Source organism: Gemmatimonadaceae bacterium (assembly GCA_020852815.1).
Taxonomy (GTDB): domain Bacteria; phylum Gemmatimonadota; class Gemmatimonadetes; order Gemmatimonadales; family Gemmatimonadaceae; genus SCN-70-22.
Window position 1 is genome coordinate 73,475 of sequence record JADZAN010000010.1, and the last position, 25,697, is coordinate 99,171.

The following is a 25,697-nucleotide window of genomic DNA, read 5'->3' on the forward strand; positions in this document are numbered from 1 at the left end:
GGAGAGGCTTCCCTTTCGGAGGCGGGCCGGTGTTAAACTTCCCCTCCCACTTTTCTGGCCAGCCGCATGTCGAAGTCGAGCCGCACCGCCAGCATCACCGCCGAGAACGCCGCGGTCGAGACGCCGCGTTCCCACGCCGATCGCATGTTCCGCGCGGCGCAGGAGTGCATTCGCCAACGCCAGCGCTATGCGCGCCTTGTCGATCGTGGGGCGCACGAAGACGAGCAGCAGGGAGCGTTGCGGATTGTCTGCATCTGCGACGACGTGCTGGCGTCGAGCGGGAAATCATATGAAGCGGTGACGGGGACCACGCTGCACCGCGACGAGGACTGGTGGCACAAGGCCAACTCGCTCTGGCATGCGTCGCGCGAATACAGCCGTCGCCATCGTGGGTGTGACGAGACCAGCAAGAAGCTGACGAACCATTCGCCGCAGCGGCTGCGCGAGTTGGCGGTAGAGTATGAGTTCGAGGCATCGGCGCTGCTGGCCCTCCAGCATGCGGTCTCGGCGTATCGCAAGGCGGCGCCGGACGCGGAACTCGAGCCCAACGGGGCCGCGCGCGTCGCCTGAACAGCGCCCTGGGCCGGATGATCGAGCGCGCTCTTCACGGGGCGCGCTTTGTGTTTCCGGTGGCTGTGCACCTCCAACGCGAGGTCTACCGAGCACGATCGGAACGGGAGCGCTCCCTCGTCCGTTGATGGGACCTCATCATCCTCGCGGGCATTTCGGCTAGACGCACTGGCTAAACGCCCTGGCAGACGCTTCGGCGGGCACCTTGGCTGGAGCGTCGGCGTACGGGCCGGCGGGCGTCGCGGCCTAACGAACGCGCGCCCCGTTCGTCCAAGCACTCGGCTCATCCCGTCGCCGAGGCGCGGCGGAGCATCGTGGCGCAGCTTGGGGATGAGAACGCTCACCTGCGTCGGTGGTTGGGGCTCGCGAGGATGCGAGTTGGGAGGTGAGCTGGGACGCGAGTCAGGAGGCGAGCCGCGGCGCACTGGCGAACACCTGCGCACGAGCGGAACGTAGGCGCAATTCGTACGTACACCGTGCACGCGCGCAACGAGCACCCGACGACGCTGGGGGACGGGATTGGATCGTCTGGTCGAGCTGCTGTTCAAGTACCGACCGTTCGCCTTTGCGAAGGGGACGCTCGCGTTCGCCTCCGCAGTGCCGGCGTGGGTCATCGCGCTGGCCGGGGCGTTGGCGGCCGTGCTGGCGGTGACGACGTACCTGCGCCACCCGGGTGAGCTGACGGCGCGCACGCGCGGTGCGCTGGCCGCGCTGCGCGTGGTGGCGATTGCCGGACTCACCCTGGCGCTCATGCGCCCGGTCCTCGTGCTCAGCAGCTCCATCACGCAGCGCAACGTGGTGGCGGTCGTGGTCGATGACTCGCGCAGCATGCAGGTGCGCGACCTGGACGGCGATTCGCGCGCCGACGCCGTGCGGCGACTGGCCGGCGCACCCGATTCCGCGCTGCTGCGCGCGCTCGCCGACCGGTACCAACTTCGCGTGTTCCGGTTGGGGGGCGGTGGGCGGATGGCCGATGCGTCGGGAATAGCCTTCGACGGAACGCGCACACGGCTGGCGTCGTCGCTCTTGCGTATCGAAGACGACCTGAGCGGTGTGCCGACCGCCGGCATCGTCCTGCTGAGCGACGGTGCCGACAACACGGCGGCGACGCCGGGGGAGGCGGGGGTGAGCGAGCAACTGCTCTCGCTGCGCGCGCGTCGCATCCCGGTGTACGCGGTGGGGGTGGGGCGCGAGCGATTCGAGCGGGACATCGAGGTGGCGCGAGTGGATGCGCCACGCGCGGTGCTGCGCGATGCCTCGCTCTTCGTGCAGGTCGTGCTGGTGCAGCGCGGATACGGCGGCGAGCGGATTCCCGTGGTGGTGGAGGATTCGGGACGGATCGTGGGGACGGCGACGGCGCTCCTCCCGCGCGATGGGGAAGCGGTATCGGTGCGCATTCGCGTCCCGGCTACCGAGGTGGGGGCGCGACTGCTGCGCGTGAAGGTGCCGGCGCAGGCGGGCGAGATGATCGCCGAGAACAACGAGCGCTCGACCATGGTCATCGTGCGCGATCGGCGCGAGAAGATTCTCTATGTGGAGGGGGAGCCGCGCTTCGAGCTCAAGTTCCTGCGTCGCGCCGTGGAGGCGGACGGCAACATTCAGTTGGTCACGCTCCTGCGGTCGGCCAGGGACAAGTACTTGCGCCTGGGCGTGGACGATTCACTCGAGCTGGCGGCCGGCTTTCCGCGCACGCGCGAGGCGCTGTTTGCCTACCGCGCGGTGGTGCTGGGGAGCGTCGAGGCGTCGTTCTTCACCGCCGACCAGCTGCGGATGCTGGGGGACTTCGTGAGCGAGCGCGGCGGCGGGCTGCTGGTGCTGGGGGGGCGCGACGCGTTAGGCGAGGGGGGATATGGCGGGACGGCGGTGAGCGATGCGCTCCCGCTGGAGCTGCAGGGGGTGCTGGGCGACGTCCCGGTGGTGGTGACGCTGCAGGCGACGCCGACGGTGGCGGCGGCGGGGCATCCCGCGTTGCAGCTCGCGGACAACGACAGCAGCTCCAAGGCGCGCTGGGCGACGATGCCGGCGCTGACCTCGGTGAACCGCCTGGGGCGCGCCAAGCCGGGCGCCACCATCCTCCTCAGCGGGACGGCGAGCGACGGCGTCACGTCGCGTCCGCTGCTCGCGGTGCAGCGCTACGGGCGCGGGAAGGCGATCGTCTTCGCCGCGCAGGACTCGTGGCTGTGGCAGATGGACGCGCAGGTGGCGGTGGACGACCAGACGCATGAGACGTTCTGGCGGCAGATGCTGCGCTGGCTGGTGAGCGACGTTCCCGATCGCGTGGAAGGGGTGGTCGCTGAAGAGAGCGGGCCGGGGGAAGGGGTCGCGCTGCGGGCGGAGGTGAGCGACTCCGCCTATCGCAAGGCGAACGGGGCCACGGTGGTGGGGACCGTGACAACGCCGAGCGGTGTCTCACAGGATGTGGCGCTCGAGTGGGCCGTGGAGCGCGACGGAGAGTACCGCACCACGTACGTCCCCGAGGGGAACGGGGTGCACGCGGTGCGGCTGCGCGCGGTAGTTGGTGGCGACACGATCCCGGGCGAGGCGACGTACGTGCGGGTCGCGGTGCCGATGCAGGAGTACTTCGGGGCCGAGATGCGTCCGACCATGCTGCGGCAGATTGCCGAGGAAACCGGAGGACGCTTCTACCGGGCGTCGGAGGCGGGAGACGTGGCCAAGGACCTGGTGTACAGCGCGAGCGGCGCGACCGTGGTGGAGAAGAAGGACCTGTGGGACATGCCGGCGTTGCTGGGGCTGGTCCTGCTGGCCCTTGGGGGGGAGTGGGCGCTGCGGCGGCGGCGGGGGGTGGCGTGATGCGACGCCGGTGGGGCGTGGCGCGTGCGCGCGCGTTGCTGCTGGCGGCGGTGTGCTGCGGCGCGGTCGCCGCACGCGCGGCGCAGGCGCAGGCGGGCGCCGCCCCGCGCACGGCGATCCTCCTCGTGGCCGGCGTCGGCGGCGAGAAGCGCCTGACAGACGCCTATCACGGCTATGCAACCGCCATTGCCGACGCCGCCTCCAGGCGCTTCGGCATCCCGGATTCGCTCATCGTCGTGCTCGCCGAAGACTCCACGCGCGCGCGCGTGCGTGCCCGTTCCACGCGCGAGCAGATCCTTGCGTCGATCGGCCGTCTCTCGGCAGGGATGCGCGCCGGGGACCGCCTGGTAATCGTCCTCTTCGGCCACGGCACGGCGCAGGGAAACGAGTCGCGCTTCAACATTCCCGGGCCGGACATGTCGGCCGCCGACTTTGCGGCCGCGCTTGCGCCGCTGCGCGACGTTAGTGTCGTCGTCGTCAACACGACGAGTGCAAGCGGTGACTTCGTCAAAGCGCTGGCCGCCCCGATGCGCGTGGTGGTGACGGCGACGCGCACGCCGCGCGAGCAGAACGAGACGCTGTTTCCGGCGCACATCGTGGCCGCGCTCACCGGGGCGTCTGGCGCCGCGGACAGCGACAAGGATGGGCGCGTGAACCTGCTCGAAGCGTTCACGTACGCCCGCCGCGAGGTGGAGCGGGTGTTCGAGCAGGGCAACCGCATCGCCACCGAGCACGCCGTGCTCGACGACGATGGCGATGGCGTGGGACATGGTGACGCGAGCGAGAAGGGGCCCGATGGACCGCGGGCGCGGGCGCTCTTCCTTGAACCCGCGGGGGGGGCCACGCTGGCGGCCGATCCGCGCGCGGCGACGCTGCTGGCCGAGCGGCGCGAGCTGGACGGGCGACTCGAGGCCTTGCGCTCGCGCCGCTCGACGATGAGCGAGGAGGCCTATCAGAAGGCGCTCGAGCCGCTGATGGTGGAGCTGGCGAGAAACGCGAGTGCGCTCAAGGCGCTGGAGGGGAAGAAGCCGTGAACGCATTCCGCCGTTTGGGGCTCGCGGCCCTGCTGGTGTGCGTTCCGCCGGCGGCCTGCGCGCAGGACGCCGACGCGGGATCGCTGGCCGCGCGTTCGGTGGCGGCGCGGCAGGGGGGGCGCTACGAGGAGGCGATCAAGCTGGCGCGCGAGGCACTGGCGCGTGACAGCGCCCACGTGGCGGGCACGCGCAACCTCATGCGTGCGCTCACGGACGTGGGGCGTCACGCGGAGGCCATCGACGTGGGCGAACGCTTTCGCCGCGTCACGCACGGCGGGCGCGAGGGCGACGTCTTGCTGGGCGATGCGTATCGCGCACGTGGCGACGTGGCAGCCGCGCGGGCGGCGTACGAGCGCAGCCACAGTGGGCGCGACTCGCTCACGGCGCGCTTGCAACTGGCGACGCTCGCCCTGGAGGGCGGGGCCCGCGATGAGGCCATGCGCACCTTCGACGCCTTCATCGACACCTACAACAGCAGTCGCGCACGCCTCAGCGCCGACGAGTTGCGCGCCGTGGCTATCGCCTGTCGCTACCTGGGGCGCAACGATCCGCAACTGTTCAAGGATGCCCTCAAGGCGTACGACGAATCCATTGCCGCCGACTCCACCAACCTGGATACGCGCACCGAGCTGGGCTTCCTCTTCCTCGAGAAGTTCAACGCGGCCGATGCGCGTGCCATGTTCGATGCCGTGCTCAAGGTCAATGCGCGCCACCCGCGCGCGCTCCTCGGGATGTCGCGCGTCCTCTCGTTCGACGGCCGCGGTGATCCATCGGCTTACGTGCGGCAGTCGCTCGAGGTCAATCCGGGCGACCCGGAGGCACGTGCGGTCTCCGCGCTCCTCCTGATCGACGTCGAGCGCTACGACGACGCGGCGAACGAGGCGATTCGCGGGCTTGCCGCCGACACCGGCGCCGCCCCGCCGCTGGTGGCGCTCGCCGCCGCACGGTGGCTCTCCGGCGATTCGGCCAACTTCAGGCGCGCACTGGCGCGGGCGCACGCGCGCCTGGTGGGGTCGGCCGACGCCGAGGTGACGCTGGCCGACGTGGCGGCGCGCAACCGGCTGTATCGCGACGCGACCGCCTTCGCCGCCCAGGGCGTGGCGCGCGATCCCAGGGCGGCGAGAGCGCGGGCGTTGTTAGGCGTGAACCAGCTGCGCATCGGGCAGGTGGCCGAGGGAAAGGCGAACCTCGACCGCGCCTTTGCCATCGACCCCTACGACGTGTGGGCGAAGAACACGCTCGACCTGCTGGACACGTTCGATGGCTACGCCGAGGTGCGCACACCGCGCTTCGTCCTCGTGATGGAGAAGAAGGACGCGCCGCTCCTCTCGCTCTACGCGGGGCCGTTGGCGGAGATGGCCTTCGACTCGCTGTCGGCGCGTTATGGCTATCGCCCCACCGAGGCGGTGCGCATCGAGTTTTTCCGCAGCCACGCCGACTTTTCCGTGCGCACGGTGGGGCTGGCGGGGCTGGGGGCGCTGGGCGTCTGCTTTGGACCGGTCGTGGCGATGGATTCGCCGGCCGCGCGCAAGGTGGGGGAGTTCAATTGGGGGTCGACGCTCTGGCACGAGATCGCGCACACGTTCACGTTAGGCGCGACTGGCAATCGCATCCCGCGGTGGTTCTCGGAGGGGCTCTCGGTGCTGGAGGAACGACGCGCGCGCGCGTCGTGGGGGAGCGACGTCTCCCCGGAGTTCCTCGCCGCGTATGCCGCGGGGATGCTTGCCCCGCCCTCGCGCATGAACGATGGCTTCATGCGGCCGCGCTTTCCGCAGGAGGTCATCCTCTCGTACTACCAGGCGTCGCTCGTGGCCGAGTGGATCGAGGAGCAGAAGACGATGGCGGGCATTCGGGGCATGCTGGCGGCGTATGCTCGCGGCGCGAACACGGCCACGGTGGTGCGCGACGTGCTGGGCTACGACACGCCGACCTTCGATCGCGAGTTCGACCGCTGGATTCGTGCGCGCTTCGCGCGCGAGTTCGCGGCGGTGTCGATGGAGGGCGGGAAGGGGAGTGGGCACGAGGAGGCGATACGGTGGAAGGGGACGTTCGCCGACGCGATGCACGCCGCGACGGCGGCGGCCGAGCGCCAGCGCTGGGACGATGCCGTCCGCGAGCTGGAGCGGGCCAAGGGACTCTTTCCCGCCTATACCGGTGAGGACTCGCCGTACCGGACCTTGGCCGAGATTCACCTCACGCGGGGCGACAGTGCGGCGGCCATGCGCGAGCTGCAGGCCATGACGTTGCGCAACGAGCTGGCGTTCGACGCGAATGTGCAGCTGGCGGCGCTGGCGCAGGCGCGGCGCGACACCGCGGGGAGTGCGGCGGCGCTGGAACGCACGCTCTTCATCTCCCCCTTCGACCTTGGCGTCCATGAGCGACTGGCCGAGCAGGCCGGGCGACTGGGGCGTCACGCGGTGGCGATTCGCGAGCGACAGGCGGTGCTGGCACTCGATCCGAGCGATCGCGTCGAGGCGCTCACGCAGCTGGCGCTCGCCTACGCCGACGCGGGTGACGTGGCCCAGGCGCGGCGCGAGGTCCTGCGCGCCCTGGACCTCGCCCCTAACTACGAGAAGGCACAGGCGCTCCTCCTCACGCTCCAGGAGAAACGGCCATGAGACGCTGGCAGCGATGGGCACTTGCGGCGGCGGTGCTCGTTCCCGCACTCGCCCTCACCGCGCAGGGCTTCCGGCGCGGGCGCCATTCCCCCGGGCGCGATCCGGTGGCCAACGTCACGTACGACGGACGGTTCACCTTCGTGCGCATGAAGTTCGAGCCGTTAGGCGGCGGCTGGGACCTCAAGTGGGATCATGACTACCCGCGCGCCGAGAACCACTTCATGAAGATCCTCTCCGAGCTGACGACGGTGAAGCCGCAACTCGAGGGGAGCAACATCCTGGCCTTCGACAGTCCGGAGCTGTTCCGCTACCCGGTGGCCTACGTCTCCGAACCCGGCTTCTGGACCATGACCGAGGCGGAGAAGGCGGGGGTGCAGGCGTACGTGCAGAAGGGGGGCTTCCTGATCTTCGACGACTTCGTGGGGAACCACTGGTACAACTTCGAGCGACGCTGGCAGGAGGCCTTTCCCGGCCTCACGCTGGTGAAGCTCGACCGCACGCACCCCATCTTCGACTCGTTCTATCACATCGAGTCGCTGGAGATGTCGCACCCCAACTTCCCGGTGCAGGCGGAGTTCTGGGGCGCGTACGAGGACAACGATCCGTCCAAGCGCCTCGTGATGATCGCCGACTACAACAACGACATCGGTGACTACATGGAGTGGTCGGATGAGGGCTTCCTCCCCATTGCACTCACCAACGAGGCGTACAAGCTGGCGGTGAACTATGTCGTCTACGCCATGACCCACTGACCGCGGTCGCACCAATCGTCGCCGTCGGGCGACGCGCGCAACGACGAACGCTCCCTTGCCCCACCCCCCCAACTGAGGAAACCGTGTCGACGACAGCCCCGGAAAGCGTTGCCCTCGAAGCCCCCGACGATCTCGCCCTCGCCGACAGGCTGCGGGGCGGGCAGCAGCAGGTCATGGCCGAGCTGCGCAAGCTCATCATCGGGCAGGAGCACGTGGTGGAACAGGCGCTCATCGCGCTGTTCGCGGGGGGGAATTGCCTCATCGTGGGCGTCCCGGGGCTGGCCAAGACGCTCCTGATCCACACGATGGCACAGGTGCTCGACCTGCGGTTCTCGCGCATCCAGTTCACGCCGGACCTCATGCCGTCGGACATCACGGGGACGGACATCATCCAGGAAGACCCGGAGACGGGGCGCCGTCGCATGGCGTTCGTCCCCGGGCCGATCTTCGCCAACATCGTGCTGGCCGACGAGATCAACCGCACGCCACCCAAGACGCAGTCGGCGCTGCTGGAGGCGATGCAGGAGCACCGCGTGACGGTGCAGGGGCGCACCTACCAGCTGGACGAGCCGTTCTTCGTCTTCGCGACGCAGAACCCGATCGAACTCGAGGGGACATACCCGCTTCCCGAAGCGCAACTGGACCGCTTCATGTTCCAGGTCGTGATCGACTACCTCAACGAGGACGACGAGCTCAAGGTCGTACAGACGACGACGGCGATCCAGAGCCACGTCTTCCGGCACGCCATCACGGGACCGGACATCGTCGCCTTCCAGCGACTCGTCAGGCGGGTCCCGGTGGCCGAGTCGGTGGCGCGCTACGCGGTGCACCTGGCGAGGGCGTCGCGCCCGGTGTCGCCGACGGCGCCCGACTTCATCAAGCAGTGGGTGTCGTACGGGGCGTCGACGCGCGCCGCGCAGTACCTCGTGCTGGGGGGAAAGGCGCGCGCACTCATGCAGGGGCGCTACCACGTCTCATTCGACGACATCCAGGCGCTGGCCGCCCCGGTGCTGCGGCATCGCATCCTCACCAACTTCCACGCGCAGTCGGAGCGGGTGACGACGGACCAGATCGTGGCCAGGCTGGTGGAGGCGGTGCCGCTCCCCAAGGCGAGGCTGTAGGCCGTGCCCGCGCCCGGCGCCGCGGCCTCCGCCAGCCGCAATGACACGCTGCAGCCCGGGGTCCGGTTCATCGACCCGGTGGCCCTGGCGCGCATCGGCAACCTGGAGCTGGTGGCGCGGTGGGTGGTGGAGGGGTTCATCTCCGGGCTGCACCGCTCACCCCACCTGGGATTCTCCACCGATTTCGCCGAGCACCGGCCCTACGCGCCCGGTGACGACATCCGGCATATCGACTGGCGCGTGTACGCGCGCACCGAGCGCTACTACCTCAAGGAGTTCGAGACGGAGACGAACACCAACTTCATGGTGCTCCTCGACGTCTCGGCGTCGATGGGGTACGGGTCGACCGGGATCACGAAGCTGGACTACGCCAGGTTCCTCGCGGCGAGCCTCGCGTACTTCTCGCATCGCCAGCGGGACCGCGTTGGCTTCGCATCGTTTGGGGGCGACCTCGTCGACTACGTCCCGCCGTCTGCCAGGCACCTGCCGCAGGTGCTCTTCGCGCTCGACCGTGCGGTGGCGCGCGGGGGCGGCGCGCTCGCGCGACCGCTGGCCAAGATCGCCGAGAGCCAGCGCCGGCGCGGCTTCATGCTCGTCCTGTCGGACCTGTACGAGGAGCCCGATCGCGTGATCTCGGCACTCGGCCCGCTGCGCGATGCGGGGCACGACGTGATCGTCATGCACCTCCTGGACCCGCTCGAGCGCAGCTTCGACTTCAGCGACGCCTCCACCTTCGAGGATGTGGAGAGCGGGGTCCGGCTCCCGGTCGTCCCGTCGCGATTGCGCGCGGAGTACCGCCGCCTGGTGGCCGATCATGTCGCCACGCTGCAGCGCAGGCTGGGCGAGCATCGCATCGACGCCATGTTCATCGACACGTCGCAGCCGCTGGACGCGCTCCTGTTCGAGTACCTCGTGCGCCGCGAACGGTTGCGGACGGTGCGCTAGCGCGATCGCCATGCAGCTCTCCTTCCTCGCCCCCCTGTTTGCGGCCGCGCTGGCGGCGATCGGCATCCCGATCCTGGTGCACCTCGTGCACAAGGAGCGCAAGGACGCCATCGCCTTCCCATCGCTGATGTTCCTGCAGCGCACGCCGTACCAGCACGCCAGCCGGCAGCGCATTCGCGACTGGCTCCTGTTCGCGGCGCGCTGTCTCGTGATCGCGCTCCTGGCGGCGGCGTTCATGCGACCGGTCTTCGCGCGCACGACGCAGGCGGCGGCGACGACGCGCGGCGAGACGGAGGTGGTCGTCCTCCTCGACCGGTCGCTGAGCATGCGCTATGGCAACCGGTGGCGACTGGCGCAGGAGGCGGTGCGCGCACGCATTGCGTCGTTGGGGCGCGGTGACCAGTTGACGCTCGTCCCGTTCGACGTGCGGGCCGGCGCGGTGAACGATGCGTCGTCGGATGCGTCGGTGCTGCGCGCGGCGCTGGACACCATCCAGCCCGTGGATGCGGGGACGCGCCTGGCGCCGGCAGTCGGGGTGGCCCGCCGGCTGCTCGGGGTCTCGCGGCTGCCGCGCAAGGAACTGGTGGTGGTGAGCGACTTCCAGCGCAGCGCGTGGGACCTGGGCGACGATGTCGCGATGCCGCCGGCGACGACGATCGTCCCCGTCGATGTCTCGACGGACCGCGTGGTGGACCGTTCGGTGCGCTCGATCGAGATGCGGCGCGACCCCGCCGCGCCTGGCGAGCGCGTGATCGTGGCGGCGCGCATCGTGAACGTCGGGGGGGCGGTCAAGGGCGTCGCGGCACAGCTGGAGGTGGCGGGGCGCGTGGTGGAGCGGCGCCAACTGGACCTTGCGGCTGACGGAGGCGGCACCGTCGCCTTCTCTCCCGTGGCGGTGCCGGCCGACGGAGCGCCGGCGCGCATCGTGATTGCACCTGATGCCCTCACCGCCGACGATGCCCTTCACTTCGTGCTGCGCCGGTCGGCATCGCTCGGCGTCCTGCTCCTGACGCATCCCGAGGCTTCGAGCGACCGCGCCGTCTTTGCGGCGCGCGCTCTGGCCATTGGCGATCAACCGGCCTTTGACGTGAGGGCGATGACCGCGAGTCGCGCCACGGCGGCCGATCTCGAGGGACGGCGGTTGCTCGTCCTGAACGATGCGGGGTGGCCGGCGGGAATCGGTGCGCCGCGGCTGCTGGCTTTCGTGCGCGGCGGTGGCGGGATGTTCAACGCGCTGGGCGAGCGCTCGTCGCCGCGCGGATGGCCAACGGCGGCGGCGTCGCTGCTGCCGGGCGAGATTGGGGCGCCTGTCGATCGGCTGGGGGAGCGGGGCGCGGTGCTGGGGTATGTGGATCGGTCGCACCCGGCGCTGTCGGTCTTTGGAGGGTCGCGCAGCGGTGACCTGTCGGCGGCGCGCTTCTTCCGGTATCGCCCCATCCTTGCAACTGACGGAGTGCTGGCTCGGTTCGACGACGGCGCGGCGGCGCTGGTGGAGCACCGCCTGGGGCGCGGCCGACTCCTCACCTGGGGGAGCAGCCTCGATGGGTTGTGGAACGACCTGCCGCGCCAGGCGGTCTTCCTTCCGTTCCTGCAGCAGCTGGCGCAGTACACGGCCTCGTACCGCCCGCAGCGCGCGTCGTTCGCCGTTGGGGAGTCGGTCGACCTGCGCGAGGGGATGACCGGCGACAGCATGGCGCTGGCGACGATGCGCTTCAGCGTGATTGCGCCTGACGGCGCACGCCTCGGGGTGGGCGGGGCGGGCGAGCCCGCCGTGCTCGAGTTGCGGCGCGCCGGCTGGTACGAGGTGCGCCGATCGGGGGCGCCCAACGACCGGGCGCGGACCGTTGCCGCCAACCCGCCCCCCTCCGAGCTCGAGTTTGCGAGCTTCGATCCGGCGCGACTCACGAATGCGCTCGCCCCCGCGGGGGAGGTGGCTGATGCGGCGGCGCCCGCGGACCCGATCGAACAGTTGCGGGCCCAGGAGCGCACGCAATCGATCTGGTGGTACCTTCTGGTGGTGACGGCGCTCGTCCTGCTGGCCGAGGGGATCCTGGCCAGCCGGGTGTCGCGCCGCCGGTTACAGCCGAGGTAGGAGACGAGCCATGGCAACGTTCGCCGAACCGACCGTTTCGGGCACGCCCCCATTCATGGCCGCGCTGCGGCGCGTGCGACGGCGCTGGCGCTGGCGGCACGCCGCCGTTGGGCTGGCGATGACGCTCGTCGTCCTGCTGTTTGCCTTTGGTGTGGCGGCCGCGGCGCTGCAGGCGGCGCGCTTCTCGCCGGAGAGCGTGCGGGTCGCGCGCTGGCTGCTCGCTGCCCTGGCGGCGGCGGTGGGAGGGCGGTGGATCGTGTGGCCGCTCGTCAGGCGCCTCCCGGATGCGCGGCTGGCGCTGTATGTGGAGGAGCGCGTGCCGGAGCTGGGCGGGGCGGTGCTGAGCGCGGTCGAGGTCGCGGCCACCGCGGTGCCCGACGAGGCGCGCTCGCCGCTCCTCACGCAGGGGCTCTTTGCCGACGCCGGTCGGCGACTGACGCGCTCTCCCGCCGTGGCCCGCATCGAACTGGCTTCGACGCAGCGCGCGCTCGCGCTGAGTGTCATTGCGCTCGCCTCGGCGGTGGCGCTGGTGCAGTGGGGGCCGTCGTGGATGGGACAGTCGGCGCGGCTACTGCTATCGCCGTGGCGCGACGTGGCAGCGGCGCCGGTGTACGCGATCGATGTCACGCCCGGCAACGCGACCATCGCCCGAGGGAGCGACTTCGAGGTGTCGGCAGCGCTCCTCGGCTTCCGGAGCGACGTGGTGGAGCTTGCGGTGCGTCGCGGGGCAAATGGCGAATGGGAGCGACTGCTGATGGGGCCGGGCAAGGACTCCACCCGCTTCACCGCGCGCCTCTTCGACATCGGGGAGAATGCGGAGTACTTCGTGGAATCCAACGGGGTTCGCTCGGCGCCGTTCACGATCGGCGTGCGCGACTTGCCAGCGGTGCGACGCACCGATCTCGGGCTGCAGTACCCGGCCTACACGGGGCTTGCGCCCGAGCAACTGGAGGATGTGGGCGACATCGCCGCGGTGAAGGGGACGCGCGCCACGGTGCGCGTGCGGGCGACGCGCGCCGTGCGCGGGGGACGTCTGGTCCTGGGCGGCGACTCCTCGATTGTCCTCTCGCGCCTGGATGACAGCACGCTGACGGCGAGCCTGGGCGTGCGACGCGATGGCTTCTACCGCATCGAGCTGGAGGCGACGGACGGCACGCGCGTGGCGGGGAACGTCGATTACGTGATCGACGCGCTGGAGGACCGCGCACCGCAGGTGCACATGCGCAAGCCGGGACGCGACGCGCGCCCGTCGAGCGTCGAGGAGGTGTTGATCGAGGCCGAGGCGACCGACGACTACGGCGTGGGGAAGCTCGAGCTGCATTACCAGGTGAACGGCGGCGAGGAGAAGGTCGTGGTGTTGAGCGAGGGGCGCGGCCGGCGGCCGCGCGAGCTGAGTGCCGGCCACACGCTCTTCCTGGAGGAGATGTCGTTGCAGGCGGGGGACGTGATTGCCTACTACGCCAAGGCGTGGGACAACGACGCGGTGTCGGGAGCCAAGAGTGCGTCGACCGACATCTACTTCCTGACCGTCCGTCCGTTCGACCGCGAGTACAGGCAGAGCCAGCAGGCGGGGGGCGGTGGTGGCGGGGCGCAGGGTGAGAATCCGGGGACGCTGGTCGCGCGGCAACGCGAGATCATCGCCGCGACGTTCAAGTCGCAGCGCGATCGTCCGGCCGTCGAGACCCCCGAGTTCCGCTCCGACGTGACGACCATCCTGCTCGCGCAGCGCAAGTTGCGGTCGGACGTCGGCGAAACGCTCAACCGGCTCAGGCGCCCCGCGGTGCAGGCGGCGGACACGACATTCAGGACCATGGCCGAACTCATGCCGCGTGTGCTCTCGGAGATGACCGATGCCGAGACGCAGCTGAGTGGCCGCAAGCTCGCCGAGGCGCTGTCGCCCGAACAGCGCGCGTTGCAGCTGTTGGAGAAGGTCGACGCGCTGTTCAAGGAGGTGCAGGTGAGCCTGCAGAACGGCGGCGGTGGTGGCGGTGGGGGAGGCAACGCCGAGGCCGAGGACCTGGCCGACCTGTTCGAACTGGAGACCGACAAGCTGCGCAACCAGTACGAGCAGGTGCAGGGGTCGCAGGAGCAACAGGCGCAACGCGAGGTGGACGAGGCGCTGGAACGCCTCAAGCGGCTGGCGGCCCGCCAGCAGCAAGAGCGCGAGCGCTCGCGCCAACGCCTGCAGGGGGCGCCGTCGAGCGGTGGCGCCGGAGGCGGCGCGCAGCGCCAGATGGCCGAGGAGGCGGAGCAGCTGGCGCGCCGCCTGGAGAGGCTCTCGCGCGAGCAGAACTCGAGCGAGATGCAGGAAACCGCACGCGCCCTGCAGGACGCCGCCAACGCAATGCGCCGGCAGGCGTCCAGCCAGGGGCAGGAGGGGAGCGCTCGCGGCTCCGCAGCACAGGAACGGTTGGATGAGGCGCGACGCCTGCTGGAGCAATCCCGCGGCGCCCAGTCGGCGCGCGGGATGCAGGGCGCGGCAGAGCGGGCGCAGCGACTGGCCGAGCAGCAGCGCGACGTGCGAGACGAAGTGCGCCGATTGGGTGACGCCAGCGATCGCAGCTTACGCCTGGATCGGCTCGATGCGCGCAAGGAGCAGATGGCGCGTGAGGTGGAGCAGCTGGAGCAGGAGCTCGACCGCCTCTCGCGCGAGGCGCTGCGCGACCGCGGCGAGGGGGCAGGGGCGTCCCGCCAGCTGCGCGACGCCGCCAACGAGATCCGGCGCAAGCGCATCGACGACATGATCACCGCGTCGCGCGACTTCGTGCGGCGTCAATCGAAGGAAGTGGTGGAGAGCTTCGAGGGGGAGATCGGGAACGCGCTCGACTCGCTCTCGGCGCAGGTCGCTCGCGCGGCCTCCGGCGCTGCGAACGACAGCACGCAGCGTCGTGCGCGGTCGCTGGCGCAGGCCCGCAACCTCGTCCGCTCGCTGGCCTCGCTCGACGAGCGCATGCGGGAGCGCATGCGCGAGCGCATGCGGGAGCGCATGCGGGAGCAGAATGGCGGTCGCTCCGGAGATCCGGCTGGCGGGTCGGCGGGCGATCAACCGTCGCCTAACGGCGCCCAGGGACAGCGGAGTTTGTCCGGCCAGCAGGGCCAGCAAGGCCAGCAGGGCCAGAGTAACCAGAAAGGCCAGAGTCGCCAAGCTGGTCAGCAAGGCCAAGGCGGCCAGCAAGGCCAGAGCGGCCAACAAGGTCAGGGCACGGCTGGCCAGGGCGGTCGCGGCGAGGGAGAGCGCGGTGGCGGTGCCCAGCTCCCCACGCCTAACGGCAGCCAGATGGGCGGGTCGGGGCAGGGCGGACCGGGGGGCGGGCGCCTCTCGCCCGAGGATGCGCGCCAGTTCTCGCGCGAGCTGCGCGGCGAACGCGAGAGCGCCGAGTCGCTGCGTCGTGAGCTTGCGCGTGACGGAGTCTCCACCGCCGATCTCGACCGGCTCATTGCCCGCTTGCGATCGCTGGAGTCCGGACGTTCCTTCAACGATCCGGAGGAACTGGCGCGGTTGCGCCTCGCCACGCTGGAAGGCTTCAAGGAGTTCGAGTTCTCGCTGCGTCGCCAGCTTGGGGAACGCGAGCGCGAGGGGCCGGTGCTCGGCGGTGGGAACGACGTCCCGCCGGGTTATCGCGACCTGGTGAGCGAGTACTTCCGCTCCCTCTCGCGCAAGGCCAAACCCTGAGGCGGCAGGCGAGTCGCGTTGCGCCGCCCATTCACCACTCGATCGACAGGACTCATGTCTCACGTGCACGTGATTCGCACGACCCGCCCCGAAGCCACGGAGTACGCGCCCTACTACGGCGGCTACATCGGGCACGTCCCCACAGGCGATGTGGTGGAGACGCTCGCCACGCAGGCCGAGGGGTCGCTCGCCTTTCTTCGCACCATCGGCGAGGAGGTTTCGCTGGGACGGTATGCCCCGGGCAAGTGGAGCATTCGCGAGGTGGTGGGACACATCATCGACGCCGAGCGCATCTTCACCTATCGCGCGCTGCGCTTCGCGCGCAACGACGAGACGGCGCTCTCCTCGTTCGACGAGAATGCGTACATCGGCAACGCCAGCTTCGACGATCGTTCGCTGGCGTCGTTATGCGACGAGTTCGAGGCGGTGCGGCGGGCGTCGGTCCTGCTCTTCGCCTCGCTCAACGCGACGGAGTGGATGCGCCGCGGCATCGCCAGCAACAACGCGATGTCGGTGCGTGCCCTGGCGTGGGTCACGGCTGGGCACGAGCTGCACCACGTGGCGCTCGTGAAGTCGCGCTACCTGTGAGCGCCCCGGAGGTCTGGCTGCGGGGGCCCGTGGCGGGGATCGCGCCGATGTTGCAGCCGGCGGCGCATACCTTCCTCCAGGTTGGCGAGGAGCTCTCGCGCCTCCTTCGCGGCGCGCCGGCCGCGGAGGTGCGGGCCACGCCCGGTGGTGCCCCCAGCATCGCCTGGCACGCGCGGCACCTGGCGGCAAGCACCGATCGCCTCCTGACCTACGCCGCCGGCCGCCCCCTCGACGAGGCGCAGCTGCAGCGGCTGCGCGATGAGCGCGCCACGCCGGCGCCCACCGTCGACGGCGACGCGCTCTGGGCCGAGGTCGAGACGGCGCTGGCCGACGCCCTTCGACAGCTGCACGAGTGGTCTTCCCGCGCCGGTGAGCTCCTCGCCCCGCGCACCGTCGGACGGGCGGCGCTGCCGTCGACCGTATTCGGTCTCCTCTTTCACACGGCCGAGCACGCGCAACGACACGCGGGGCAGATCGCCACCACGGCGCGCATCGTCCGCGCCCCGCGCGGCGACACGGCGACAGCGAGCTCGGCCTAACGCGCCGCGCCCTCGCGTTGCGGCTGGCGCCCGGGCACGACTAGCTTGCGAGGCGTCGGGGAGGGTGCGGTCTTCCCCGTTCGCGCGCGGCCGTCCAGCGCGGCGTTGACGTCGCGTCCGGCCGCGCTCTCCCGTGAGCCACCACGCGCCCAAGGTGCCATGAACGCATCGACTTACCGCTGCCGCCTCCTGGCCGCAGCCCTGTTCGTCCTTCCCTCCGTTGCCGCCGCGCAGGACAAGCCCAAGCCGCGAGAGTTCAGCGCAGACCTGGGCTACGTCAGCACCACCGGCAATACCGAGGTCTCCACCTTCAACCTGGGCGAGAAGCTCATCCTTCGCGCGGGCCGCTGGGAGCACAAGCAGCAGTTCGGCTCCATCTACGCCAGCCAGGACGGCAAGCAGACGTCCAACCTGCTCTTCACGAACTGGCGCAGCGACTGGTCGTTCCACCCGCGCCTCGCGTTGTTCGGATATGCCGGATATGACCGCAACACCTTCGCCGGGATCTCGCGTCGCTTCGAGGAGGCGCTCGGCCTGTCGGCCAAGCTGGTCACGCTTGCGTCCGACACCTGGGCACTCGAGGCCGGGTTGGCGATGAACCAGCAGCGTGCCACCGATGGCGCGGAGGACAGCTTTGCCTCGGTGCGCAGCGCGACCTTCTACCGGCACAACTTCTCCAAGACCGCGTACTTCCAGCAGGGCGTGGAGTTCCTCCCCAATCTCGAGACGTCGGAGGACTACCGCATGAACACCGAGTCGGCGCTCGTGGCACCGCTCTCGACGCACGTCGCCATGAAGCTCGGCTATGTGATCCGCTTCGACAACCTGCCGGAGCCCGGGCGCAACAAGAGCGATCGCATCTTCACCACCGGGCTGCAGTTCAACTGGTAGCTCGCCATCGTGCGCGGGCGCGTCCGGCCATCGGGCGCGCCCGTCGCGCGGCGCTCAACGCCAAACTCAGTGCTGCGGTCAGCAGCACTCTCAGCGTAGTGATCAGCGCGTCCTGCGTCGCTGGCCGCTGCCGCTCGTTGGGGGGCGCGGTCCATCGCCAACCGCCCCCACCGCCACCGTCGCCTCCGCGACCGTCGCCTACGCCACGTCGCCTACGCCACGTCGCCGGTGCGCGGCGTGTCGTGCAGCTTGACCGGGGCCGCCGCGCGCTTCCGCAGCTGCAAGTTCAGCATCTCGACCAGGAAGGAGAAGGCCATCGCGAAGTAGGTGTACCCCTTCGGGATGTGGTGTCCCAGCGCCTCGGCCACCAGGTTCGTGCCGATCAGCACCAGGAACGAGAGCGCCAGGATCTTCACCGTCGGGTGCTGGTCGACGAAATCCGAGATCGGGTTCGCCGCCAGGAGCATCACGCCGAGCGCGATGACGTTCGCCCCGATCATGATCGTGACGTGATTCACCATGCCTACCGCGGTGATCACCGAGTCGAGCGAGAAGACGATGTCGACGACCATGATCTGCGCGACCACCGCACCCAGCGCCGCCTTCTTGATCGACGCGCTGCTGGCGTGCTCGATCCCCTCGAGCTTGTCGTGGATCTCGTAGGTGGCCTTGCCAATGAGGAAGAGCCCGCCGATGAGGAGGATGAGCGAGCGTCCGCTGAAGCCGATGGACCCAATCGTGAACAGCGGCGCGGTGAGCTTCACGATCCACGCGATCGAGAGGAGCAGCAGGATGCGACTGAAGAAGGCCCCGAGCAGCCCGAGGCGACGCGCCCTGGTCTGCTCCTCGCGCGGCAGCTTTGAGGAGAGGATCGAGATGAAGATGATGTTGTCGATGCCGAGGACGACCTCGAGCACCGTCAACGTCAACAGGCCGATCCAACTCTGGGGGTCGGCGAGCCATTCCATTCAGGGACTCCTGGGCAAGCGTCGGTGGGGGCCGAATAGCACAACCCGGCAGGGGCGTTGCGCCCACTGCCGGTGAGGAAACGTAGCCGGGGGCGGCGGCGTTCCGAAGGGGAGCGCGCCGCCTGCCGGCCGGCGGCCCTTCACGACGACCGGCCGCCTCGCGCGAGCGCGTGACGCGCCGCCGCGCGCCACCGTGAACCGCCGCGCGCCACCGTGAACCGCGGCGCCCGGCTCGCGCCCCGCGCCCTCCCGACTCGTTAGGGCGTGAGGTCCGGCTGGTAGGTCTCCACGAACTCGAGGAAGCGCGAGACCTCGAGGATGTCCTTCCCCACGAAGCGAACGGTGTGCGCGTTGACCCTCGTCACGATCGGGAGGTAGGCCAGCGTCTCGGCGGCGCGGTAGTGCTTGAACGAGATCTCGGCCGTCACCGGGCCGCGCATGACAAACGGTGCAATGCGTGCCCGCTTCTCGATCCCCGCCTTCACCTTGGCGCGAATGAGCGCCTGCCCCGCCTTGGGAACGAGCGTTGCCGCCGAGTGGAACGAGATGGCGCGCTTCACGATCGCTCCCTCCATCCCGGCCGCGAAGGGCGAGACTTCCGCCACCGCGGCATCGTCGCCCGAAATGGCCACGACCGGAACGCCGAAGTGCCCGGCGAGCGCGGCGTTGATTCCCCCCTCCGGAACTTCGCGCCCGTTGAGCGTTACGCCGGTGAGTGTGGCGCTCGACATCGTGTGCGCGCGCACCCCGCGCACGTTCGAGGTCCCGGCATGGTAGCCGACGAAGACCGCAGCGGCGAACGACGAGTCGACTCCTTCCATCATCATCATCGGGCGCGGCCAGGAACGAATCACGGTGACATCCTCAGGGAGGAGGTCCAGCAGGAGGTTCTGCCCGTTGCCATGCGAGTCGCTCACCACGATCTCGGTCGCGCCGGCGTCTCGCGCCCCCTGGATGGCCGCGAGTGCATCCGCCGTCATCCACTCGCGGGCGCGCTGATACTCGAACGAAGTCGGGCCGAGTTGGTCGGCGCTGACCACACCGGTAATCCCCTCCATATCCACGGAGATGTAGACCTTGAGCGGGCGCTGCGCCTGCGCTGGAGCCGCGGCGAGGAGACTCGCGACCATCAGGGCGGCGAACGAGCGATGCACGGCGAACAGGGAGCGCTGCGGGCGGGAGCGACGCATGGGAGACGTGAGAGAGTGGTGGCGCGCCGAGCTCGGTGCGCGGATGCTGGCGGGAAAGTCGACGCACCGTAGGCTGCACTTCCTCTCGCGCGCGCACAACCGGCGAGCGATGGCTGGTGGCGAGGGCGGTGACAGGCGCCGCGCTCCCGCGCCCAGTTCGTCACGCCGCCGTGCGGTGAGTACACCTTCGGCGCTACCTTCCTTGGCGCTGGCGCCAGCCACTCGGCAGTGTCCCCTCACTTCCACTCGCCCACATGACCGAACAGGAGCTGCGCTATCCCATCGGCCGCTACGCGCCACCGCCTGGCTACGCGCCCGAGTGGCGGCAGGCGTGCATCGACCGAATTGCCGCGACGCCGGCAGCGCTCCGTGACGCCGTTCGCGGGCTCGACGACGGGGTGCTCGACATGCCGTACCGGCCGGGGGGATGGAGCGTGCGGCAGGTGGTGCACCACGTCCCTGATTCGCACCTCAATGCCTACGTTCGCCTCAAGTTGGCGCTGACGGAGGAGTGCCCGACCATCAAGCCGTACGACGAAGCGGCGTGGGCGCTCCTCTCCGACAGCAAGGACACCCCGATCGAGGTATCGTTGCAGCTGCTGGCGAGCGTGCACGACCGCTGGGTGCGCGTCATGCGATCCATGTCCGACGCCGATTTCGATCGCCGCTACGTGCACCCCGATACGGGGCAGCACACGCTCTCGCACCTCGTGGGACTCTACGCGTGGCACGGCGCGCATCACGTGGCGCACGTGACATCGTTGCGCGCGCGGCTTGGCGTGTAGGACGGCCGCGTCTCCCGCATCGTCCCCGGGCGATGCACCTCCAACTCCACCTTCGTCCGCGAGACCGATGATCTCACTCAAGCTCCTGGCGCCGGTAGCCGTCGCCGTGCTGGCATTCGCCGCGCCGCGCGCCGGGACGGGCGACACCGTCGTCCTCGTCGTGCGACACGCCGAGAAGGCGGGGCCGAGCGGAGACGTCCCCCTTTCCGCCGCCGGCGCGGCTCGCGCGCAGGCGCTGGTCTCGATCGGGAAGGAAGCCGGCGTCTCGGCGATCATCACGACACAGTTCCAGCGCACGCGGCAGACGGCGGCACCGCTCGCCGAGGCGTTAGGGATCACCCCCGAGGTAATCGACGTGAAGGGCGGGGTGGCCGAGCATGTCCAGGGGATTGCCTCGGCAATCCGGGCGCGTTTCGCGGGGCGAACCGTCCTCGTTGTCGGGCACAGCAACACCGTGCCGGCCATCGTCGGCGCGTTGGGAGGGCCCAAGCTCCCAGACATCTGCGATGACCTGTACGATGATCTGTTCACGGTCATCGTCAGCGCCGATGGGACCGCCCGTCTGGTGCACGCGAAGTACGGCGCACCCAGCGTCGCCGGCGCGGCGTGCCCGGCCATGGCGCGGTAGGGGCGCGAGGGCGCGAGCTGACGCCGCGTGAGGGAGAGCGTCGGCTCGGGTGTCTCACTCGTGGGACGGTGCCCTGTCAGCGCATGAGGACAGCTCACCGTGGCGCCAGGGCATTGTCCCAGCGAGAATGCGGTACGGGCGATTGGCCCGCGCCGTGCATATTGAGCGTAGGGCCGCGCTCCGCCGGCAAGCTGGTAGGAGGTGGCGGTCCCGGTCGTTCGCGTTAGAGTCTTGCCTCACCCTCGAGGATCCGATGCGCATTCGCCTCGTTCGACTGCTCGTTCCGGTGTCGCTCTTCGTGGTGGCGTGCGGCCGCGACACGTCCAGGACGACCGGAATGTCCGAGGACCTGAAGAAGGACCTCGAGGCCTCCACGTCCAAGTTCGAGCTGGCTGGCGCCGACAACGCGCGCCCCATGGCGTACGTCTCCGAGCTGGAGCAGGTCAACGGGGCCGCACCGGTGGAGCGTACTCCGCAGCGGCGCCGTGTCGCGACGCGATCGGCCAACGTCCAGCTCCCCGAGGAGAAGTCGTCGCCGGCGCCGCAGGTGGCTGACGAGGTACAACTGGCGCAGGCGCCGGAAGAGACCGCGCCGGTTCCTGCCCCCGCTGACGAGGCTCCGCGCGTTCCTACCGTCGCACCGCGCCCGTCGGCCCTGCCGGTCGACGTACCAGGGGGTGGAAGCGGAGGCGGCTACGGGAATGGCGGGATCGGCGGTCGGGGTGATGGGCGAGGGGAGGGGATTGGTGACATCATCGGGATCGTCATCCGTGGCGGTGGCGTGGGAGTCGACCACTGTCCGCCGCGCCGCCGTGGCCGTCCGCGCATCCCGGTCAACTGGTAGCGCCGAACCGTCGACGGCTGGAGCGGGAACCGCCGCACGACCACGGGGCGGGAGAGCGTTAGGCTCTCCCGCCCTCGTCGCATCGGCGAGTGCTCCCTGTGGGTGCGCACACGCCGGCGCAATGACTGGCGACGGCGCTTGAGCAACGCCATACTCCGCTCGCCGTTCGAGGACGCCTCGATGGCGCCGCGCGAGCGCTGCCAAAGCGCGGCGCAAGCGCGGCGCATGCGCTGTCTGTGCGCCGCGCGTCCCATCCCGTTGCACACATCCAGACTTCCAGCCGCCTTTCCCGTGCTCACGAAGGACTTCCCGGACCATCACGACGCCGAACTCGTGCTCAAGCTGTATGAGTTGCGTCGCGAGAGCGTCATGCGCGAGTCGCGCCAGCAACTGTTCAGCGCCTTCAACCCCGCAACATTCGACGACGTGCTGGCGGTAACGAAGCACGACCATCCGCTCAATGCGGCGTACCGCCAGGTGCTGTCGTACTGGGAGATGGTGTACGCCATGGCGCGCCACGGCGTGATGCACGCCGACTTCATGCTGGAGAGCAACGGCGAGGGGTTGATCCTGTACACGAAGGTCGAGCCGTGGCTCGCCGAGTATCGCGCGCAGATCAACCCCATCGCCTTCCGCAACGCCGAGTGGGTGGCGAAAGAGACGGAGATGGGGCGACTGCTCGCCGAACGATTCCGTGCGCGTGTCCGCGCGTCGCGCGCCGCGGGGAAGTGACGATGGCCGCCAGGCGCAAACGCACGAAGCAGGTCGCCGAGCCGCAACCGTTCGCGGTCCGGCGCTCCGCCATCCAGGGGCGCGGGTGCTTCGCCTCTCGCGACATCCGCAAGGGCGAGCGCATTGCCGAGTACCAGGGTGAGCGCATCACGTGGAAGGAGGCCGACACGCGCTACGACGACGACGCCAAGCGTCGCCACCACACCTTCCTCTTTGCCGTGACGACGCGCACGGTGATCGATGGGGCGGTGAACGGGAACGATGCCCGCTACATCAACCATTCGTGCGATCCCAACTGCGAGGCGATCGACGACCGCGGACGCATCTTCATCGAGGCGATGCGTCCCATTGCGGCTGGCGAGGAGCTGTTCTACGACTACGCCTACGCGCGCGACGAATCGACGACGGAGGAGGACGAGCAGCTGTACCTCTGCCGGTGCGGCACCGCCAAGTGCCGGGGAACGATCCTCGAGGCACCGCCCAAACGGAAGGCGAAGCTCCCCAAGACCCACCACGCCGCGGCTCGCCACCCGCACGAGCATCTCGCGCGCGCCGGCACCAAGCAGAAGGGGGCGAGCGACGGTCAGCGCCCGACGGGGAGGTCGAGACGACGCGCGCGATGAACGACGCCTACGCGGCCGCGATGCGCGACTCGATCCTCGCGCACCCGTCGATGCGCGCGCTGCTCGCCGGGGCGATCGACTACGCGGGGCTCTTCCCGCCGGCATCGCTCGAGTTGCCGGCGGTCGTGGCCAACTATCGCGACTACCGAGCCAGCGCCGACTCCTGGTCGTTAGGGCGCCTGGTGGTCCCGGCTGCCCGGCTCGCCGAGCTGGCGCGGGTCGCGTCAACGGCGTGGGGCAACAGCGCGACCCCGTGGCGCATCAGTGCCCTTGCCGGCGCCGATCCCGCGGCGAACGGCGCGGCGGGCGCCGCGGCCGACGCCGAGCGCATCGCCGCGTTCAACGTGGCGTGCTTCCCTCACGCCTGCGTGGACAGCGTGGAATCCAGGGTCGCGTCGGTGGAACAGGTGCGTGCGCTTGCCGGCGTCTTTCCCTCCACCGAACACTATGTCGAGCTGCCGCTGGCCGCTGAGCTTGCGCCCTTGGTCCGCGCGGTGCAGTCGATCGGCGCCCGCGCCAAGGTGCGCACCGGCGGCATCACGCCGGACGCCATCCCCGCACCGCGCGACGTGGCGCGCTTTCTCCGGGCCTGTGCCGACGCCGGCCTCCCGTTCAAGGCAACCGCGGGATTGCATCACCCCATGCGCGGCGAGTATCGCCTGACCTACGCCGCCAATGCAGCGAAGGGAACGATGTTCGGCTACCTGAACCTCTTCCTCGCCGCCGCGCAGGCACGCGCCGGCGCACCGCTGGAGCAGCTCGTGCTCACGCTGGATGGGCGCAATCGCGCGATGCTCGGCATTCATGATGACGAGATACGGTGGGAAGGGGGGCGCGCGTCGGTGAAGGCGCTCGCCGCCATGCGGCACGACTTCGCCATCGCCTTCGGCTCGTGCTCCTTTCGCGAGCCGCTGGACGACCTGGGAACCCTGTACGCGGAGTAGCGCGAGCGTCGCATGCTCAACGAGACCCATCGCCCCGACCTTCGCTCATGGGTGGCGAGCGCCAACGATGGCGCGACCGACTTCCCTGTGCAGAACCTCCCCTACGGCGTCTTCCGGCGCCGCGGGAGCGACGAGGCATGGCGTGTCGGCGTGGCCATCGGGCGCATGATCCTCGATGTCGCGGCGGCGAGTGCGGCCGGGCTCCTCGACGACGATGCCGGGCAGGCGGCGCGCACCTGCGCATCGCCGTCGCTCAATGGGCTCATGTCACTCGGTGCGCCGTCGTGGTCTGCGTTGCGTCGCGCCTTGAGCGAGCTGCTGCGCGCCGATACCGAGACGGGACGCTCCGCGCAGGCCGTGGCGCCATCGCTCCTGGTGTCGCAGCACGACGCCGAGTTGCGGCTGCCGGCGCACGTGTCCGACTACACCGACTTCTACGCGTCGGTGTTCCATGCCACCAACGTCGGGGCGATGTTCCGCCCGGACAACCCGCTGCTGCCCAACTACAAGTGGGTCCCGATCGGGTACCATGGGCGTGCCTCGTCGCTGGTGGTGAGCGGGACGCCCGTCGTGCGCCCGCATGGACAGCTGGGGAGCGATGACGGGGGGGCGCCGACGGTGGCGCCGAGCCGCCGCCTCGACTACGAGGCCGAACTCGCCCTCTTCGTGGGACCGGGAAACTCGTTAGGTCGGGTGATCCCCATCGAGGATGCGCAGGAGCACCTGTTCGGCATTGCGCTCCTCAACGACTGGTCGGCCCGCGATGTCCAGGCGTGGGAGTACCAGCCACTCGGCCCGTTCCTGGCCAAGAACTTCGCGACGTCGCTGTCCCCGTGGGTCGTGACGTTCGAGGCGCTGGCCCCGTACCGGGTTCCAGCCTTTGCCCGCGCCGACGGCGATCCTGCCCCGCTCCCCTACCTCGCGGATGCCACTGACCAGTCGCGGGGCGGCCTCGATGTCTGGATCGAGGTGTGGCTGCGTACGGCGCGCATGCGGGAGGACGACGCGCAGGCGGTGCGCCTGTCGCGCGGCAACGCGCGCGAGCTGTACTGGACCATGGCGCAGCTCCTTGCGCACCACGCCAGCAACGGCTGCAACCTGCAGCCGGGCGACGTGCTGGGGAGCGGAACGATTTCCGGCCCGGCGAAGGACTCGCGCGGGTGCCTGCTCGAACTCACCTGGCGCGGGACGGAGCCGGTCACGCTCCCCAACGGCGAATTGCGTCGCTTCCTCGAGGATGGCGACGAAGTGATCCTGCGCGGTTCGTGCGAGCGCGCCGGGTATGCCCGCCTCGGACTTGGCGAGTGCCGCGGCGTGGTGCAGCCCGCCATCACCCTCTGACCTGCCAC

The 25,697-nt window shown here is 70.0% G+C and carries 21 protein-coding genes; 19 read left to right on the forward strand and 2 right to left on the reverse strand.

All coding sequences use genetic code 11. The annotated features are described in order from the left end of the window. Window positions 1–66 precede the first annotated feature (66 nt). The 12 genes from IT359_05675 to IT359_05730 all read left to right on the forward strand — a co-directional run bounded on the left by IT359_05675 (window position 67) and on the right by IT359_05730 (window position 17,634). Complete coding sequence (locus tag IT359_05675) at window positions 67–570, forward strand: hypothetical protein (protein MCC6928465.1); 504 nt, start codon at window positions 67–69, stop codon at window positions 568–570. Between the two features lie 519 nt (window positions 571–1,089). Then, window positions 1,090–3,381, forward strand: coding sequence for a hypothetical protein (locus IT359_05680; protein MCC6928466.1), 2,292 nt, complete (start codon window positions 1,090–1,092; stop codon window positions 3,379–3,381). Beyond that, window positions 3,381–4,415 carry a hypothetical protein gene (locus IT359_05685; GenBank protein ID MCC6928467.1) on the forward strand — a complete coding sequence of 345 codons (1,035 nt, stop codon included), beginning with the start codon at window positions 3,381–3,383 and terminating at the stop codon, window positions 4,413–4,415. The genes IT359_05680 and IT359_05685 overlap by 1 nt, the downstream gene beginning before the upstream one ends. Further along, window positions 4,412–7,033, forward strand: coding sequence for a tetratricopeptide repeat protein (locus IT359_05690; protein ID MCC6928468.1), 2,622 nt, complete (start codon window positions 4,412–4,414; stop codon window positions 7,031–7,033). The genes IT359_05685 and IT359_05690 overlap by 4 nt, the downstream gene beginning before the upstream one ends. Further along, window positions 7,030–7,785, forward strand: a complete 756-nt coding sequence (locus IT359_05695; protein MCC6928469.1) for a DUF4159 domain-containing protein — start codon at window positions 7,030–7,032, stop codon at window positions 7,783–7,785. Before IT359_05690 ends, IT359_05695 begins: the two co-directional genes overlap by 4 nt. 173 nt (window positions 7,786–7,958) lie before the next feature. Continuing rightward, window positions 7,959–8,906: a MoxR family ATPase gene (locus tag IT359_05700; GenBank protein MCC6928470.1), complete on the forward strand. Its 948-nt coding sequence runs from the start codon at window positions 7,959–7,961 to the stop codon at window positions 8,904–8,906. A 3-nt stretch (window positions 8,907–8,909) separates the two neighbouring features. Further along, complete coding sequence (locus IT359_05705) at window positions 8,910–9,851, forward strand: DUF58 domain-containing protein (protein MCC6928471.1); 942 nt, start codon at window positions 8,910–8,912, stop codon at window positions 9,849–9,851. Window positions 9,852–9,861: 10 nt separating this feature from the next. Continuing rightward, the gene (locus tag IT359_05710) at window positions 9,862–11,943 is read left to right on the forward strand and encodes a BatA and WFA domain-containing protein (protein MCC6928472.1); all 2,082 of its coding nucleotides are present in this window, start codon (window positions 9,862–9,864) and stop codon (window positions 11,941–11,943) included. 10 nt (window positions 11,944–11,953) lie between these two features. Continuing rightward, complete coding sequence (locus tag IT359_05715; GenBank protein MCC6928473.1) at window positions 11,954–15,616, forward strand: hypothetical protein; 3,663 nt, start codon at window positions 11,954–11,956, stop codon at window positions 15,614–15,616. A gap of 54 nt (window positions 15,617–15,670) precedes the next feature. Beyond that, a complete protein-coding gene (locus IT359_05720; protein ID MCC6928474.1) occupies window positions 15,671–16,204 on the forward strand; it encodes a DinB family protein in 534 nt (177 codons plus the stop codon). After that, window positions 16,201–16,743: a DinB family protein gene (locus IT359_05725; GenBank protein ID MCC6928475.1), complete on the forward strand. Its 543-nt coding sequence runs from the start codon at window positions 16,201–16,203 to the stop codon at window positions 16,741–16,743. The genes IT359_05720 and IT359_05725 overlap by 4 nt, the downstream gene beginning before the upstream one ends. Window positions 16,744–16,902: 159 nt before the next feature. Next, window positions 16,903–17,634 (forward strand): DUF481 domain-containing protein, encoded by a 732-nt coding sequence (locus IT359_05730; protein MCC6928476.1) that lies wholly within the window; start codon window positions 16,903–16,905, stop codon window positions 17,632–17,634. Between the two features lie 212 nt (window positions 17,635–17,846). Here the strand turns inward: IT359_05730 and IT359_05735 are convergent, their stop codons facing one another. Both IT359_05735 and IT359_05740 read right to left on the reverse strand, forming a co-directional pair. After that, window positions 17,847–18,602 carry a TerC family protein gene (locus tag IT359_05735; protein MCC6928477.1) on the reverse strand — a complete coding sequence of 252 codons (756 nt, stop codon included), beginning with the start codon at window positions 18,600–18,602 and terminating at the stop codon, window positions 17,847–17,849. 257 nt (window positions 18,603–18,859) lie between these two features. Continuing rightward, on the reverse strand, window positions 18,860–19,792 hold the full coding sequence (locus IT359_05740; GenBank protein ID MCC6928478.1) for a M55 family metallopeptidase: 933 nt from the start codon (window positions 19,790–19,792) through the stop codon (window positions 18,860–18,862). A gap of 254 nt (window positions 19,793–20,046) precedes the next feature. Between IT359_05740 and IT359_05745 the strand changes: the two genes are divergently transcribed. The 7 genes from IT359_05745 (at window position 20,047) to fahA (ending at window position 25,689) form a co-directional block, all read left to right on the forward strand. Next, on the forward strand, window positions 20,047–20,577 hold the full coding sequence (locus IT359_05745) for a putative metal-dependent hydrolase (GenBank protein MCC6928479.1): 531 nt from the start codon (window positions 20,047–20,049) through the stop codon (window positions 20,575–20,577). A 67-nt stretch (window positions 20,578–20,644) separates the two neighbouring features. After that, complete coding sequence (locus tag IT359_05750; GenBank protein ID MCC6928480.1) at window positions 20,645–21,205, forward strand: histidine phosphatase family protein; 561 nt, start codon at window positions 20,645–20,647, stop codon at window positions 21,203–21,205. A gap of 253 nt (window positions 21,206–21,458) precedes the next feature. Beyond that, complete coding sequence (locus IT359_05755; GenBank protein ID MCC6928481.1) at window positions 21,459–22,049, forward strand: hypothetical protein; 591 nt, start codon at window positions 21,459–21,461, stop codon at window positions 22,047–22,049. 138 nt (window positions 22,050–22,187) lie between these two features. After that, window positions 22,188–22,781, forward strand: a complete 594-nt coding sequence (locus IT359_05760; protein MCC6928482.1) for a hypothetical protein — start codon at window positions 22,188–22,190, stop codon at window positions 22,779–22,781. 2 nt (window positions 22,782–22,783) lie between these two features. Then, a complete protein-coding gene (locus IT359_05765; GenBank protein MCC6928483.1) occupies window positions 22,784–23,404 on the forward strand; it encodes an SET domain-containing protein-lysine N-methyltransferase in 621 nt (206 codons plus the stop codon). Next, entirely contained in the window at window positions 23,401–24,348 is a 948-nt protein-coding gene (locus tag IT359_05770; protein ID MCC6928484.1) for a hypothetical protein, read from the forward strand. The genes IT359_05765 and IT359_05770 overlap by 4 nt, the downstream gene beginning before the upstream one ends. Before the next feature lie 12 nt (window positions 24,349–24,360). Next, on the forward strand, window positions 24,361–25,689 hold the full coding sequence (fahA, locus tag IT359_05775) for a fumarylacetoacetase (GenBank protein ID MCC6928485.1): 1,329 nt from the start codon (window positions 24,361–24,363) through the stop codon (window positions 25,687–25,689). The last annotated feature ends 8 nt before the right edge of the window (window positions 25,690–25,697 follow it).